This window comes from Thermogemmatispora sp., from assembly GCF_042408735.1.
GTDB lineage: Bacteria > Chloroflexota > Ktedonobacteria > Ktedonobacterales > Ktedonobacteraceae > Thermogemmatispora.
Map to the genome: position 1 here is coordinate 1 of NZ_JBHOQV010000125.1, position 16,259 is coordinate 16,259.

The 16,259-nt window shown below is 62.1% G+C and carries 10 protein-coding genes and 2 tRNA genes; 9 read left to right on the forward strand and 3 right to left on the reverse strand.

From position 1 onward, the window contains the following. Nucleotides 1-1,662: MDR family MFS transporter (locus ACFMO7_RS11465; RefSeq protein WP_376795618.1), on the forward strand; the 1,662-nt coding region annotated here is incomplete at its 5' end. A gap of 196 nt (nucleotides 1,663-1,858) precedes the next feature. On the opposite strand, the gene ACFMO7_RS11470 is transcribed toward ACFMO7_RS11465, so the two are convergent. Beyond that, a complete protein-coding gene (locus ACFMO7_RS11470) occupies nucleotides 1,859-3,910 on the reverse strand; it encodes a GAF domain-containing protein (protein ID WP_376795619.1) in 2,052 nt (683 codons plus the stop codon). 597 nt (nucleotides 3,911-4,507) lie between these two features. Between ACFMO7_RS11470 and ACFMO7_RS11475 the strand changes: the two genes are divergently transcribed. Both ACFMO7_RS11475 and ACFMO7_RS11480 read left to right on the forward strand, forming a co-directional pair. Next, nucleotides 4,508-5,887 carry a cytosine permease gene (locus ACFMO7_RS11475; RefSeq protein WP_376795620.1) on the forward strand — a complete coding sequence of 460 codons (1,380 nt, stop codon included), beginning with the start codon at nucleotides 4,508-4,510 and terminating at the stop codon, nucleotides 5,885-5,887. Nucleotides 5,888-6,221: 334 nt separating this feature from the next. Beyond that, nucleotides 6,222-7,538, forward strand: a complete 1,317-nt coding sequence (locus ACFMO7_RS11480; protein ID WP_376795621.1) for a cytosine deaminase — start codon at nucleotides 6,222-6,224, stop codon at nucleotides 7,536-7,538. A gap of 3 nt (nucleotides 7,539-7,541) precedes the next feature. Here the strand turns inward: ACFMO7_RS11480 and ACFMO7_RS11485 are convergent, their stop codons facing one another. Beyond that, the gene (locus tag ACFMO7_RS11485) at nucleotides 7,542-8,255 is read right to left on the reverse strand and encodes a hypothetical protein (protein WP_376795622.1); all 714 of its coding nucleotides are present in this window, start codon (nucleotides 8,253-8,255) and stop codon (nucleotides 7,542-7,544) included. Nucleotides 8,256-9,122: 867 nt separating this feature from the next. On the opposite strand from ACFMO7_RS11485, the gene ACFMO7_RS11490 reads away from it, so the two are divergent. After that, on the forward strand, nucleotides 9,123-11,681 hold the full coding sequence (locus ACFMO7_RS11490) for an ATP-binding protein (RefSeq protein ID WP_376795623.1): 2,559 nt from the start codon (nucleotides 9,123-9,125) through the stop codon (nucleotides 11,679-11,681). After that, entirely contained in the window at nucleotides 11,678-13,078 is a 1,401-nt protein-coding gene (locus tag ACFMO7_RS11495; protein ID WP_376795624.1) for a sigma-54-dependent transcriptional regulator, read from the forward strand. Before ACFMO7_RS11490 ends, ACFMO7_RS11495 begins: the two co-directional genes overlap by 4 nt. Nucleotides 13,079-13,327: 249 nt before the next feature. On the opposite strand, the gene ACFMO7_RS11500 is transcribed toward ACFMO7_RS11495, so the two are convergent. Then, nucleotides 13,328-14,317 carry a GAF domain-containing protein gene (locus tag ACFMO7_RS11500; protein WP_376795625.1) on the reverse strand — a complete coding sequence of 330 codons (990 nt, stop codon included), beginning with the start codon at nucleotides 14,315-14,317 and terminating at the stop codon, nucleotides 13,328-13,330. A 351-nt stretch (nucleotides 14,318-14,668) separates the two neighbouring features. On the opposite strand from ACFMO7_RS11500, the gene ACFMO7_RS11505 reads away from it, so the two are divergent. The 4 genes from ACFMO7_RS11505 (at nucleotide 14,669) to ACFMO7_RS11520 (ending at nucleotide 16,169) form a co-directional block, all read left to right on the forward strand. Beyond that, nucleotides 14,669-15,067, forward strand: coding sequence for a response regulator transcription factor (locus ACFMO7_RS11505; protein WP_376795626.1), 399 nt, complete (start codon nucleotides 14,669-14,671; stop codon nucleotides 15,065-15,067). A 180-nt stretch (nucleotides 15,068-15,247) separates the two neighbouring features. Continuing rightward, nucleotides 15,248-15,706: a hypothetical protein gene (locus ACFMO7_RS11510; RefSeq protein WP_376795627.1), complete on the forward strand. Its 459-nt coding sequence runs from the start codon at nucleotides 15,248-15,250 to the stop codon at nucleotides 15,704-15,706. 238 nt (nucleotides 15,707-15,944) lie between these two features. Beyond that, nucleotides 15,945-16,017 (forward strand) — tRNA-Pro (locus ACFMO7_RS11515). A 79-nt stretch (nucleotides 16,018-16,096) separates the two neighbouring features. After that, nucleotides 16,097-16,169: transfer RNA gene (locus ACFMO7_RS11520), tRNA-Gly, on the forward strand. Nucleotides 16,170-16,259 lie beyond the last annotated feature (90 nt).

Sequence of the window (16,259 nt, forward strand, 5' to 3'; positions counted from 1 at the left end):
ACAGCCCTCGAGCAGCCGCGCTTTTCGGCGCGCGAGACGGTGCTGACAATGGCCGGCGTTCTGATGGTGATGCTGCTGGCCTCGCTGGACCAGACCATTGTCTCAACAGCGATGCCGCGCATCATCGCCGAGCTACAGGGCTTTGACCGCTATACCTGGGTCTCCACAGCCTACCTGCTGGCCTCAACGGTCATGGTGCCGATCTACGGCAAGCTCTCGGACCTGGTGGGCCGCAAACCCATTTTCTTGTTCGGAGTAGTGGTCTTCTTAATCGGTTCGGCCCTCTCGGGGGCAGCCCAGTCGATGAACCAGTTGATCGCTTTTCGCGCCTTCCAGGGCCTGGGGGCTGGGGCCCTGCTGCCCATCGCCATGGCGATCGTCGGCGACCTGTTTACGCCGCGCGAGCGCGGTAAGTGGCAGGGCCTGACCGGAGCGATCTGGGGCCTGTCCTCAATTATCGGTCCCACGCTTGGCGGCTGGATCACCCAAAATACAAGCTGGCGCTGGGTCTTCTACGTCAACCTGCCGATCGGCATTCTCGCCCTGCTGGTCCTGATCTTCCTGATGCCCGCCCTACGCGGCAAGAACCGCCAGGTCTCGATCGATTACCTGGGGGCCGCTCTGCTGGTGCTGGGCGCCTTACCACTGCTCCTGGGCTTCTCGCTGGCCGGTAACCAGTACGACTGGCTCTCGCCACAGATCCTTGGCCTGCTGACGGCCGCGGTGGTCTTCCTGGCAGCCTTTCTGCTCTACGAGGCCAGACTCGAGCGCCGTCAGGGCCAGCCCATTATTGAACCTGGCCTGTTCAAGAACAGCATCTTTACGGTCAGCACAATCGTGACAGTGATCTTCGGCATGGGCCTCTTCGGCAGCGTCTTCTTTATCCCGCTCTTCGTGCAAGGCGTCGTGGGGACAACGGCGACCAACAGCGGGTTGATCCTGACGCCGCTGATGCTGACCTCGGTGGTCGGCAGTGTCCTCTCAGGCCAGCTCGTCTCCAGAATCGGTAAATATAAATGGATCGCGATTACGGGAATGGCGATTAGCGTGGTCGGGTCCTACCTGCTGACTCGCCTGGATGTGAATTCAACCAATACAGATGTTCTGATCGCCATGCTGGTACTGGGCCTGGGGATGGGTTTCGGCATGTCGCTCTATACCCTGGTGGTGCAGAATGCTATGCCGGTGCACAAAATCGGCCAGGCCACCTCGGCCCTGGTCTTCTTCCGCCAGATCGGAGCCACGGTCGGTCTGGCGGCGATGGGATCACTGATGACCTCGGCCTACCAGCCGGCCTTCGAGCAGGCGCTCCCAGCGATGGTCAGGCAGGTCGTGCCAGCCCGCTTCTTGTCCGCCTTCAATAACCCGGAGATTCTGCTCTCCGATAACGCACGCCAGCAGATGGACCACGCCGCGGCGGCCTTCGGTCCCCAGGGACAGCGGCTCCTGGCAACTATTCTGGAAGCCGTCAAGACGGGCCTGGCTCAGGGAATTCACAACGTCTTCGTGCTGAGCTTCGGGCTGATGGTCGTGGCCCTGGTTGCCGTGTTCTTCCTTAAGGAGATCAAGCTGCGCGACCGGCGGCGCCCCCAGCCCGCCAGCAGCGACCAGGACGGAGAGACGCCAGCTCCCGAGGCAGGCGAGCTTGTCGGCCTGATCTAAGACTCTCCTTCTTCCTCTTCTTGTTCTTGTTGTCTTGTCTGACCAGTGTCTTCCCCTCATCAAAGCGAGAGAGGGCAGGATGGAAGGACCCCATCCTCGCCCTCTCTCGTCTCCCGCTTACTACCAGCCCACCCCAGCCAGGGTGAACGCACGCCACCTTGCCGGAGAGCAAGGTGCCACGGCCAGAGCCATCGGCTCAGAAGACGTTGTTGCGCAGCTTATAGACCTTGATGGCCACCTGCAAACTGAGCCAGTTGCTGCGGTCCTGCAGATCGATCTCACACAGCGACTGCAGACGTTCCAGACGCTGGATCAATGTATTTCTATGTATAAAGAGGAGACTGGAAGTTTTGGTCAGGTTGCCGGCGCATTCCAGGTAGGTTTCCAGGGTAGAGAGCAGGTCGGTTCCCTTGCGGCGATCGTAGTGAGCGATGCGGGCGATCTGGTCCTGGTAGCTATCGCGCAGATCGTCCATGCGGGCGATCTTATAGAGGTAGCGATAGATCCCCAGGTCGTTGAAGTGGGTCACGCCGTCGCCGTTAAGGCTGCGGCCCATCTGCAGGGCCTCACGGGCCTCGGCAGCGCTGCGGCGATAGTCGGCGAGCTGCTGGCAGGGGTTACCGATGCCGGCGGCCACATGGAGAGGCTGCTCCTGATGAATCTGATGGATCAGCTCGCGCAGCCAGTTTTTCAGGCGCGTGCTGCTAGCTGGACCGGACACGCTGGGAAGCGAGGAATGGGGGGGAGCGGGCCTGTCACCCTGCTCCTGGACCAGGCGAACCAGGCAGGTCAGAGAACGTTCCTGCTCATAGAGCAGCGAGCCGGGATAAGCGTCTTGCAGGCGACGCCGGATCAGGCTGCAGGTGCGCTTGTAGGCCGTCTGGCGCTCCTCCTCGCTCAGAGCCCGGCCAGAGCCGGAGCCGATCCTTTCCTCGGCGGGGAGCAGCTCGAAGAGCACCACGGCATGAGGGCGCTCCAGGTCGCAGCCGAGCAACTTCGCGCGCTGCTTGAGGGTTTCTTCCGACTCATAGGCGCCGGCGAGCAGCTCATCGAAGAAGGCTTTGACCAGATTTTTCTGGGTGAGCAGATCGACCAACTGGCTATTCTTAATCGCAATCGCGGCCTGATTGGCGATCGTGCTCAGCAGGGCCTGGTCCTCGGGACTGGGGCGCCGGGCCCGGCGGAAGTAGCAATTGATCAGGCCCAGGTGCTCGGTGCCCGAGACCAGGGGGGCCGAGAGCAGGGTACGATGCTGACTGTCCTTCAGCGGATGGAACCCCTCGAAGGTCAACGCCTGGTAGTCGCCGCTCGGCAGGCTGAGGGCGCTTTCGGGCAGGCAGGGAGCGGGAGCGGCCGGCGGCCCAGACTCCCGCGGGGCCTCCAGGGCCGAGCGCTCTCCTTCGAGAGGTTGCAGCAGCGGATGCTCGCGCTCAGTCAGGCCCGAAGCCACGGCTCGCACCGTCAGTCGGCCCCGAGCCTGGTCCACCAGCATAATGACACACAGGTCGGCCTCCATGATCTGGGCCGTTAGCGCGGCCAGCGAGCGCAGCATCTCGTCAAGATAGAGGCCGGAACTGATCGTCTGGCTCAGCACCGAGAGGCTCGTCAAGATATTGAGCTTGCGCCGCGTATGCTCATAGAGCCGCGCGTTCTCGATAGCGCCCGCCACCAGGGCCGCCGTATTGCAGACAAAGCGCTGCTGCTCCTCGTTGAAGGTCGCCGGGGCCGCCGTATTCATCGAAAGCACCCCGATCAGCTGACGCTCACGGCTGACAATCGGCACCGTCATTACCGATTGGAACTCCTCGCGGTCCAGTTCCGGCACCACATAGAAGCGGGGATCACGGCGTGCCTGTTCTTTGAGAATGACCGGCTCCAGCGTCGTCGCGACCCAGCCGGCGATGCCCTGTCCCAGGGCCAGCTCGACCTTGCCGATGAAGCGCGCGTAAGGCTCGCTGGCACTGGCCAGCACCAGACGCTCGCGCTCAGGATCGTAGAGGTAGAGAAACGCGGCGTGGCAGGAGACGGCGCGGACAATGGCATCAACAAGACGGCGCAAGATTTCGTCGAGCCTGAGCGTTGAGCCGACCGCGGCGATGATCTCGTTGAGGAGCGCGTACTCTTGCGATCTGGCCGCCAGCGCCTCGCGCAGCCGCTCGTTCTCGCGCCGCAGTTCTTCCAGCTCGCAGTCCTCCTGCTCTGCCTGACGCTTGCTTCCGGCGCGGGCCGGGGCCGTTTTGGACACCATGCCGACCTCCTGAAGGAGAGAGATAGCTGCCACATCCTACGCCGTGCCGACCACCACCGGCCGGCTGACACTGACAGACCAACCAATTGACTGACTGGCCTGCAACCAGCTCTCGGGCGTATGATGTCTATATGTGTGCATTGTAACTACTCTGAGGCCAGGGCGTCCAGGGTGATGGACTCCTTTCCCTGGTATAAATTGCCCATGCGCGTTTATGGCTTTTTTATGCAGGTCCTCACTCGGAACCAGAGCCGGGAAGAGCCGCCAGAAGGCGCCCTCCTGGTTATTCGTCTGGCTGCCTGAGCGAGCCGCCAGCAAACGGTGACAGGGGAGCGGCGATGCTGGTATAATAAAGCTGGAATTAGCTCATCCTTCGTGCGCTCCGGAGAGGCGGCCAGGTGGTTCAGCTTACTCTCCCAGATTGCCTCTTATCTGTGCTGAATGCCGCCCAACGCAAGGTTCTCCCAGGGTGCCTTTCGCGGTGGAATGGCGCAACGCGAGCGAGGAAGGTCGAGGATGACAGCCCTTTCAGCGCGCGAAACTCGCACGTGAGCGAACGAGGAGCGTCCCACTAGTTTTTCTCCAGGAGATAGCAGTATGTCCGACATCGTCACTATTCCTGAAGAACGGGGTATTGAGATTCACGGCATCGAACGGGTGGCCCCCACTGCTCGCACTCATGTGCGCATTGTTGACAATTTCACCATGTGGCTCTCGGCCAACCTGGTCATTTCGACGGTGGCCCTGGGGGCTTTGGCCAACCTGGTCTTTGGCCTGGGCTTCTGGGACGGCCTGGCCGTGATTGTGCTCTTCAATGCCCTGGGTGTGCTTCCCGTCGCCTTCTTCTCGACGCTCGGTCCCAAACTCGGCCTGCGCCAGATGACCATCTCGCGCTTCTCCTTCGGCTGGGTCGGGGGTATTGTAATGGCCCTTTTCAATGTCGCGGCCTGTATCGGCTGGTCGGCGGTCAACGTGATCGTCGGCGGCCAGTTGGTGGCTGCCCTGAGCAATGGCGCGGTTCCCCGCTGGGCGGGCATTCTGGTCATTGCTCTCCTGACAACGCTGGTCAGTATCTATGGCTACCGCTACGTCCATCGCTACGAGCGCTTTGCCTGGATTCCGATGGCCATCATCTTCGCCATCATGACGGTGGTGGCAGCCCCCCATATGAAAATTGTGCCGACGCCGGCGGCCAGCGCGGCCTGGTTTGCCTCGCTGATCTCCTTTGGCGGGGCGATCTACGGCTTCGCCACCGGCTGGAGCTCCTATGCTGCTGATTACAATGTTCGGCAGCCGGAGGAGACGCCGGCCAGTCGCGTTTTCTGGCTGACCTTTCTGGGGGTCTTCCTGCCCTGTGTGGCCCTGGAAACGCTGGGCATGCTCCTGACAAGCTGGATTCCCAAGGGTGGCGGTGAGCTGCTGGCGGGCGTGCTCCAGCCTCTAGGGGGCTTTGGCACGGTCCTGCTGGTCCTGCTGGCTCTCAGCGTGGTGGCCAACAACATCCCCAACGACTATAGCCTTGGTCTCTCGATCCAGGTGGTTGGTAAGGCTCTCCAGCGGGTGCCGCGCGCCGTCTGGACCCTGATCGGGGCGGTCATCTACGTGGCGATCGCCCTGCCCGCCGCCCAAAACTTCAACGAGACCCTGGAGAATTTCCTCCTCCTGATCGCCTACTGGCTCGGCCCCTGGTCGATTATCCTGATCCTGGAGCACTTCGTTTTTCGTCGCGGCGTCTATAATGTCGATGACTGGAACACACCCGAGAAGCTGCCCCTCGGCTGGGCGGCACTGGTGGCAATGGCCATCGGCCTGGTCGGCGTAGCGCTGGGAGCCGCGCAGGTCTACTACGTCGGTCCGCTGGCGAAGCTGGTCAACCCGCCCTATGGCATGGATATCGGCTTTGAGCTGGGTATCGTGCTGGCCGCAGTTGCCTATCTCCTGCTGCGTCCCATCGAGCTGCGCAGCAGTGGACGCTGAGCGGCGGGCAGCCAGCAAGCCAGAGACAGCCTTCCTTCTCGCCGCTCGGCTTCGCCGCGCTCGGTGGGGAGAGGGTAAGGCAGGTTTGGATGCTTGTTCGCTCAGGGGCAGGCGTCAGGCCAAGGCCAACGGCACTCGGAGAAGGTCAGAGAGGGTCCAAGGCCGGGCAGAGCGCCTGCCCCTCTTGGTTTGATCCGGCCGGAGAGGCGGGAGCAGCCTGCGCCTGGCTTAGGCCGGATCACTGACTCAGTCAGGGGTCACCTCAGCCCGCCCGGGCCTCCACGGCCCGCGCCGCTGACCGCCATCACGCACCTGTCGAAGACGAGGAAGAGCCATGCATTACGACCTGATTGTACGCCACGCGCGTCTCCATCGCCGAGACACGCTCGTCGATATTGCTGTCCAAAATGGGCGCTTCGTGCGCATCGCTCCGGAGCTGCCAGCGGACAGCGCCGCCCGCGAGATCGAGGCCGCTGGGCGCCTGCTCTCGCCGCCCTTTATCGATGCTCACGTGCATCTCGACGCAGTGCTGACCGTGGGCCAACCCCGCTACAACAGCAGCGGAACCCTGCTAGAGGGTATCCAGATTTGGAGCGAGCGCAAGCCCTCCCTGAGCCATGAGGATGTTAAGCGCCGCGCCCTGGAGGCCATCCGCTGGGAAGTGGCCCAGGGCACGCTCTACATTCGCAGCCATGTCGATGTCTGTGATCCCTCGCTGACGGCTCTACGCGCCCTGCTGGAGGTACGCGAGGAGGTGCGCGACATCTGCGAGCTACAGCTCGTGGCCTTTCCCCAAGACGGCATCTTCGCCTTTCCCAACGGGCCGGAGCTGATGCGTCGCGCCATGGAACTGGGCTGCGACCTGGTCGGCGGCATCCCGCATTACGAATGGACGCGCGATCTGGGGGTCGAGGATGTACGCTACGCTTTCGCTCTGGCGCGCGAGTTCAATCGCGACATTGACTGTCACTGCGATGAGACCGATGACCCCCATTCGCGCTTCACCGAAATCGTGGCGGCCGAGGCGCTGAGCGCTGGCTGGCAGGGACGGGTGACGGCCAGCCACTGCACGGCGATGCATTCATACGATAATGCCTACGCCTTCAAACTGCTGCGCCTGCTGGCCCGAGCCCGCGTCAACGTCATCGCCAATCCCTTCGATAATGTGGTGCTCCAGGGACGCTTTGACACCTATCCCAAGCGCCGCGGCCTGGCCCGCGTCAAGGAGCTGCTGGAGGCCGGCGTGACGGTGGCCCTGGGCCACGACTCCATCATGGACCCCTGGTTCCCGCTTGGACGCGGCGATATGCTGGCCGCCGCTCAGCTCGCTCTCTTGCTCTGCCACATGAGTGGATACGAGGAGATCAATACGGTGCTGGACCTGATCACCACTAATGCGGCGCGCGTCCTGCGCATCGAGGACCGCTATGGGATCGAGGAGGGGAAACCCGCCGACTTCGTTCTCCTCGACGCCCCTTCAGCTTTTGAGGCCCTGCGCCTGCTGCCGGCGCGCCTGCACGTCTTTAAGGGAGGACGCGAGGTTGCAACGACAACTCCCGCCCGTAGCCTGCTGCGGCGCGCCGGCGAGAGCGAGGGCAGCGAGGTCACCTTTCGTTTGCCCCCGACCTGGACGACCTCACCAGAGCACTAGAGGCTAGAGGATATTGACGGCCCGCGCCGCCAGGATGGCCAGAACCAGGAGAGAGAGCAGAGCCTCGAGCATCATCAGAGCCTTCGCGCGGCGCGTCAGCGGCATGGTGTCGGTTGGACTAAAAGCAGTGGCGGTGGTGAAGGCCAGAAAGAGATAGTCAAGGAAGTGCGGCACCCAGCCGCCACTGTTTCCCCCCGCCTGCTGTGGGAAAAGGAAGTCTGCGGCGCGATGGCCCCGACGATGACGCCCCAATGGTCCCCCGCCGTCGACTTCCCAGTACCAGAGAGCAAAGACCAGGATATTCGAGGTCCACAGCAGAGCCGCAGCCCGCAGCAAGATGTCGGCTCGGGTGCTGCGCGGCAGGTTGAAAATGAGCAAGGCCACCGCGCTCCCAAGGGCCAGCGTCACAATGGCTAACAGCCCGAAGGCAAGCTGGCGCTGCAAACGATGGAGATGATGGGGCGGCCAGGCGGGCCGTGCCAGCAACCTGAACAGGAGGACGGCGGCCACAATGACGCCTTCCAAAGCCAATGGGAGCCAGTTCGGCCCGAGGGTCAGCCAGGGGGGCAAAACGGCATAGAGGAAGCCACAGACCAGGGCGGCCACCAGGGCCAGCCAGCGTGGCGCGATCTTGCTCTGCCCCTCGACCTGGCTACTCCCCCCCTCACCTGGCTGGATGTCTCTCGCTCCGTGCGGTTTCTGATACTCTTCTTGCATTCTCTTCTTTTTATTCCTCTTTCTTGTCTACTTACTCACCTTCGGCTTACTCGCTTCACCCGGTCAGGAAGGCCAGGCTGGCGCTTGCCTTCTCAGGGTAGCGAAGTCTCCCCGCGCTTGCAAGTCCCGCCCCAGGTCCAGCGTCCTCTCCGCTCTGGCGCCGATGGGATGGCTATTGCTGCACAAGAGAATCTTGGATCTTATCTCTACTTTTTACACAAGACTATGACTGGCCATTCATAATAGTAACGGGGAAGGAAGGAAGCCAGACAGAGATAATGGCAATATTTTCAGATAAGACCAATGCCAGGTGCAAAATAGGCTAGCATCTGCTATAGTAGAAAACAGGAGAGAGTGCCAGGAGAAGACCTGTCCTGTCGCTCGCCGCAGGCGAGAAGGGCCGCCATCGGGGCGGTAGCCGCTCAGGGAGGCAGCCATGGCCTGGAGAGGAGAGGTAAAGGAAGAGGCCAGGCTCGCCCGACCATCGGAGGGGGCTTCGGGCCTACGGCGGCAGCAAGCGAGCATTTGAGGGAGACCGTGAAGCGACTGGAGGACGTATCGTATGGAGGCCGACGGGAAGGGGGGCCCAGCAGCCTACCACAACGGCAGGCCCAATATTGGGCAGAGGAGCAGCAATGAAGCGGTCACTAGAGAGGGTCGGCCTGCGAGTCGGCCAGGTGCAGCGCGGCAGTGCTGCCTTTGGAGAAGAGATTGCGGTCATCAGCTCCAGGTTGCATCAAGAGCGGAAGAGGTGTAGCGTGGTCAGCAAAGAGAGCCTACTCATCAGCACTCAGCAGAGCCGGGGGCGGTCAGGCCCCGCTCGACAAGGGCACAGCGGACTGGAGCGATCAGGAGAAGGGGGGAAGCATGCGGACAGCAGAGCATGACTCGGGCACCTTCGCATCACGGTCCAGCGCAGGCGAAGAGACAAAGGAAGCTATCGCCGGAGAGGAGAAAGGGGCCTTTGCGGTCCCCATCTCGCTGAATGCGCCCTTCCTTGTCACCACCATTCTTGAAGAATTCAGCGCCATTGGCGACTACCGGGTCCTGCAGGACAGCCTGCCTCGGAGGCTGGCCTCGCTCCTGCGCAGTCGCCACGTCCTGCTCTACAAACGCATTGGCGAAAGCCTGCAATTTGTCTCTGGGACCTTTGACGACCGGCCAGGCTGGTCGACCTCGCTGCTGGCGGTAGCCCAGATCAACCCCATAGACCTCAACAGCGAGCGACCAGAAGCGCGGGCCTGGAGATTGCGGCGCGTCGCCACCGCCCCGGCGGACAAAGCCCGGCCACAGCTTGTAGCCGTGCCTCTCATCTACCGACAGCGGGCCACGGGTGTTCTTGTCGCCATTCGGGACGGCCTGTCCAATCCCGGGCAGGGAGCAGGGGGAGCCGAGGAGGCTGCCGCGGCCGGTCCTGGCCCTGGGGAGCTTAGCCACAGCCTGCCGGCCTACTGGAGCGAAGAAGAGATTCAGGTGCTGGAAGCTGTGGCCGGCGTCAGCGCCATGCTGCTCGAAAACACCCTGCTGCTAGAGCGAGATCGCGAGCGCATTCAGGAACTCTCGCTGCTCAACAGCATCGGCAGCCAGATCAACAGCGCCATACACGATCTTGAGCGCCTGTGCACCATCATCATGCAGCGCAGCCGAGAAATCGCGCCGCTTGACCTCTGCGATATCCTTCTCTCGCCTCCCCGAGGTCGGCAGGCGCCCTGGATCAGCCCGGCCCTCAGCGAAGCGCTCTTCCGCTATGCCCGCGAGCAGGGGATTCATCCCACTCCGCTGCTCATCGAGCGCCCAGGCAGTCCAGGCACCGCCGACTATCTGAGTCATCTGCCTGGCAGCATCAACACTTTCATCGCCCTGCCGCTCATCAGCGGAGGCGATCCCGGGCGGCGAGGCCGGTTCTGTAGCGGAGAAGAAAGAGAGCCACGAGTCCTCGGTCTGCTGGTCGGAGGCACTTATCGCCCCTGGAAAGTCCGTCATATCGAACTGATGATGCTGCAGGTTCTGGCCAGCCAGGCCAGCGCCGCCCTTGAAAACATCCATCTCATGACCGAAGTGATCGAAGCGCGCAACGAAGCCCGCAAGCTTCTACGCCAGGTCCTTGATGACCAGCGCCTCAAAGAGCTGATCCTGGAGAGCATTCCGAGCGGATTGATGACCATAGATCTCAATGGGCAGATCACGACCTTCAACCGGGCGGCCTCGCTCATTTTGGGCTACCACCCGTACGAAGCGCTTGGGCAGCCGGTGCACAAGCTGCTGCCACTCAAGCCCCCCAAAGCCCCACACGAGTCCCCACAAGCTGGCTCTGGGCAGCGCCCACCGTCGGCCCACCATGAAACCCTCACCACGCGCGACCGGCAGGGGCAAGACCTTGTTCTGGACATGACCTGGCAGCCCCTTTGCAACGACCGTGGGCAACAGATTGGCAGCCTGCTCACCTTCAACGACGTCACCTCGATGCACCGTCTCCAGGAAGAGAAGCGGCGGCTGGACGAGCTGGCCTCCCTGGGCAAGATGGCCGCCAGCGTCGCCCACGAGGTTCGCAATCCCCTGGCCTCCATCAAAATCACCATGCAGATGCTCATGGACGACCTGGAGAAGCTGATCAGGCGCGAGACAGCCGAAGTCAGCAGAGAGGCGAGCCATCGGGACGGCCAGGCAGCCCTTCCGCTCGAAGAGCACCGTGGCGTCCAGGAATCGATCGCCGTCGTCCTCAAAGAAGTCGAGCGGCTCGACAACATCGTGCGCGAGCTGCTGCTCTTTGCCAAGCCGCGCCAGTTACACCGCGTGCCCTGCGACCTCATCGCTCTCAACGAGCACGTCCTTCAGACCCTGCAGCCCTGGCTCACCGAAGCCGGCATCGTTCTTCACCGTGTCTATCAGCCCGACCTTCGGCAGCCATCGCCAGGGCGACGAGCCATTGTCCTCGCCGACATGGAGCAGATGGAACAAGTCCTCTTTAACCTGTACACCAACGCCATCCAGGCGATGCCAGAAGGGGGCATACTCACCGTCTCGGCCCAAGTCGTCAGGTGCCCCCGCCCAGGGGCTGGCTCCGGCTATGTCCTCCCGCGGGTCTCCGTCCTGGATGGCGAGGGCAGCTATGTAGAGCAAGACACGCAGCAATGGCTGGAACTGTCCATCAGCGATACTGGCATTGGGATTCCGCCGGAGCAGCTCGATTTAATCTTCCAGCCCTTTTTCACCACCAAAGCCCATGGCATCGGCCTCGGCCTCGCCATCACCCAGCGTCTCATAGAAAGCCACCAGGGGCAAATCAGCGTTGAGAGTCGCCTGGGCTACGGCGCCACCTTCACCATTCGCCTCCCCCTGGCGCCCAGAGGTGAGAGCGGAGAGATGGAAGGCGAGCCTGAGTCGCCGGCCAGAGAACCAACGAGCGGGAGAGCGCAGACATCATGAGCATGCAGATTCTCATCATCGACGATGAGCCTCATCTGCCGCACCAGATTGCACGCTACCTGGGCAGGCATGGCTATGAAGTAGAAACCGTGGCCGAAGGCGAAACGGGCCTGCGGATCATCCAGCGATGCTCGGTTGATCTTGTCCTGCTGGACCTGCGCCTGCCCGGGCTGAGCGGGCTAGAGGTTCTCAAGCGCATCAAAGCCAGTGAGCCGGAGCTGCCAGTAATCATGCTGACGGCCTATGGAGACGTGCGTAGTGCCGTTGAAGCCATGAAGCTTGGGGCCTCCGATTATCTGCTTAAAGGCTTCGACCTGGAAGAGCTGCTGCTCGTCGTACAGCGAGCCTTAGAGACCAGCGCCATGTACCGCGAGCTGCGCCAACTGCGCCGCGAGCGCAGCGATAACTACCACTTCAACTATATTGTCGGCCACAGCGAGCGCATGCGCCAGGTCTTTGAGATGGTCGCCCGTGTCGCGCGCAGCGAGACCGCCTCCGTCCTCATCACCGGTGAGAGTGGCACCGGCAAAGAGGTCGTCGCCCACGCTATCCACGAGCAGAGTCCGCGCGCCTCTGGTCCTTTCCAGCCACTCAACTGCGCCGCCATCGCTCACAATCTTCTGGAAAGCGAACTCTTTGGCTATGAGCCATATGCCTTCACAGATGCGCGCAAGCAGAAGCGTGGGCTGTTGGAACTGGCTGACGGTGGTACGCTCTTCCTCGATGAGATCGGCGAAATGCCGCTCGACATGCAGGCCAAGCTTTTGCGCGTGCTGGAGACGCGCTCCTTCTTTCGTCTGGGGGGCAACAAAGAAGTCAAAATCAACGTGCGAGTCATCGCGGCCACTAACCGCGACCTGCAGAAGGCCATGATGGAAGGGAGCTTTCGGCGTGACCTCTTCTATCGCCTGGCGGTCATGCAGATCCATCTCCCGCCGCTGCGGGAGCGCCCCGGAGACATCTTGCTCTTCGCCTCGCGCTTTGTCGAGGACTTCAACAAGTCGCTGGGGCGCAATGTGCGTCGCATCTCACCCGAGGCCCAGCGTCTCCTGCTGGCCTATAGCTGGCCGGGCAACGTACGCGAACTGAAAAACGTCATTGAGCGCGCCATGATTCTGAGCAGTGGAGAAGAGATTCTGCCGACCCATCTTCCCCAAGAGATCGTTGGCTACAGCGAAAGTCGCCAGCGCGATAGCTGTGATCCCTGGGAGGAATGGCTGGCCAACCATCCAGCACAGTCGCTGCCCCTGGAGCGCGTTGTTGAGCGAGTGGAGCAATACTTCATTCGTCAGGCGCTGCAGGAGGCGGGACACAATCGCACGCGGGCAGCAGAGCTTTTAGGAATGAGCAAAGTCGACCAGCTCCGCTACTTGATGCGCAAGCATGGCATCGAATAAGGGTGGGAGAGCAGGCCCGTCTCTGCGACCGCTGGCTTGCTTGCGGGCTGGCAGGACGGTCAGGAAGGGAGGGAGGAAATGGGCGTCCAGGCGGGAAGCCCCAGATAGAGCCGGAGGCGGCAGGGGCCAGTTGCCTCATCCCGGACCGAGCGGCTGCGCGGGCAGGCGGGGAGCAAGCGATCGGAAGCAGCGCAGTGGGTTGCGCACTCGCCTTTCCCTGTCGCCGCCGCCCGAGGGAGCAGCCTTCCACTAGGGGTCGAGGAGGGTCTCGTTCTCCTGCTCACCCAGACGCAACAATTCCGCTTCGATCTCGCGCCAGGCCTCCTGCTCGGCCTCGGCGCTAGAGAGATGACGCTGGTACTGTAGGCGTGCTACCCGCTGGCGAAACGTCGCCAGAATAGGGCGTTGTTTCTCGGGAGAGGGCATCGGGCGCAGCTCGATCTGCGAAGGGGAGTAGAATTCGCTGGGATCGAAAGCCAGGGAGGCCAGATCGCTGAAGATGGCCAGCAGGCTCATACGCTGCTGAGAGAAATAGCCCACCTCGGTGCTAGAGGCCAGCAGGCAGCCGGCGACGCGGCCTCCGAGCCAGATCGGGTGAGCGGCGGCACTGATTTCGAACTCGCTCTGATAAGCGGGGACGAGGTGGTACTTGCGTAGATCTTCGATGCTCTGGACGCGCCCGGACTCCACGACATAGCCGGCCAGCGACTCCATGCCCAGGAAGAGGGCCATCTGCTCCAGATCAGCGGTCCAGGGAAGCGTCCCTTTCCCCATGCGCTCGCGCAGGCTGCGGATCTTGCCATCGGCGTGGGGGGGCATGCATTGGATCAGGGTGATCGACATGCCCAGATGGTTGGGATCGAGCTGGGCCAGGGCCTGGCGCAAGACCATCTCCCCGATCTGCCAGAAGCGCAGAGACTCGATCGTCGTCGTGCGGGCGTTGAGCACCTGAGCGAAAAACTCAGCGGGGACCTGCTCGACGGCGCTCTCGCGTAGGAGGGCATCGATATCGGGGAAGCTGCGACGCAGGGCCTCCAACAGCTCTTGCCGATACTGGGGATGAACGGCCTGGACGAGGCGGATCAAGTGAGAGCGATGGGGCCTCGACTCGCCGTTCGCCCAGCGAGACAGCGTCATAGAGGTCACTCCGAGCGCTGTCGCCAGGCGCTGGCGCTCCGGCGTTGTGCGGATGAGCCGCTGCAAGACAGACTGCCAGGACGGGGATTCGCTCACGCTCATACTCGCCCCCTCAGACTCCTACTCTCTGTTCCTGTATTGATGCTCTTCTGGCATATGATAACAGAGGGAACAGGCAGAGTCAACCAGAAGACGCCAGTTTCGATTCTGCCCTCTCACGGGAACGGCGCGCGCCCTTCTAGTGGTCAGCTGTCCGCTTGTGTCAGACACGACATGCTCAATAATCTTCTGGGGCAGCTCTTCCATCGGAGACTATACTGTAAAGTGGGGACAGTTGTGAAGTCCAGGACGCTTATCTATCTATCCGCAGGCATCGGCGTGCGTTGCATTGCATTGCGTCAGCCCTACTGCACTGATCACCCAGAGGAAGGGCCCGGGAGAGGCAGGCAGATAATGAAACGCATTATTGTAGTAGACGACGATAAGGAGACGCGCGAGATCATCACCTTTGTTCTGAGCCGCAACGGCTTTGAGGTGGTCACGGCGGCAGATGGCAGGCAGCTCGCGGCGCTTCTAGCGGTGGAGAAGCCAGACCTCATCATTCTCGACGTCATGATGCCAGGGTTAGACGGCTACCAGATCTTTAGTCGCCTGCGCCACGATCCGGTTTTGCGCCAGATACCTGTGATCATTATGACGGCCCATGCCGAGCATATCTACGAGCGGATCAGCGTCGATCTGGGGGCGGCGGACCATATTACGAAGCCGTTCCACCCACTGGAGCTGGTGGAGAAGGTCAAGAGCCTCTTTCGTCTGCCAGCCTGTGAAGCCAGGCGCGATGAGGTCAAGTGAGGAGCAGTGGCGCTTCCAGAGAGCGGGAGATGACCGCCAGCTCGGTTGCCAGGGATTCGCCCGAGCAGGATAGCCACGACCAGCCGCTTAAATCCTTTGACCTTGCGGGATGACGGAGAAGTTGGTATCATTATCAACAGGGGCGTTTTTGGCAAGTTCCATCAAGGAAGCAGAGCAGCCATGCCAAACAGATATGAGCGCGAGATTGAGGAGATCCTCCGGAACTTAGAACAGAGCGAGTCGCAAGGCTCCCGGTGGTCGCGGTTCCCCGGCCGCTCGCGTGGAGGCCGTCGGCGACGCCTTTCGCTTCCGCGCTGGCGAATGCCGACCCTGACCTGGACGCTGGATGCCTCACAGTGGTTCCTGCTCCTCAGCATCGTTGCGGCCCTGATCGCGGGTGGTTTCGCTTATGCCCTGGAGGGTCCTGGCCTTTTCACGGGGCTGATGGCGATTGTGAGCCTAGTCTGCCTGGTTGCTTCCCTCTTTGCTCAGCTCTGGCGGCGCCCGCGCTACTCTTCAGCAGGGTTTTACGGCGGGAGTGGAGGGTCCTCCTGGCAAACGCAGCCGCTTTCGCGGCTCACGACCCGCTGGCAGCTTTTCCTGTTAAAGCTACGCTATCGTCGCAAGCGCGATCTCTAGCCATCCCAGGCGAACCGCAGGTGACAGAACCCGATCTTGCCGGCTCGCCTGGTTTACCTTACCGGTGCGCCCGCCCCCTTCTGCAGAGCTGGTCGGGTCGGGTCGGGTCGGGTCAGGTCAGTCAGGTAGGGCGAGATCCTACTTGACAGGGAAAGGCAGCCATGCTATAGTTGCAAAGGATCCGATTGGCCGACCTGATCCTGAGCTGCAGGCGTGGATGGGCTGGCCAGTCTGCCGGCGGGGTGTGGCGCAGTGGGTAGCGCGCATGGTTTGGGACCATGAGGTCCGCGGTTCAAATCCGCGCACCCCGATTCGCTCTGGCGCCTCGGTTGGTAGCCGTTGCCCCGAGCGTTAGATCGAGCCTGGCTACGTCTAGCCGGTTCGTGATTGGCGGGAGTAACTCAGGTGGTAGAGTACCTGCCTTCCAAGCAGGCTGTCGCGGGTTCGAGTCCCGTCTCCCGCTCCCTCTTCCAGAGCCGCTTCCCCGGCTCTCCTCCTGTGAAGGCCCCTTCATAGCTCTTCTGACAGCCCTTCTGACAGCCCTATTCCCTGC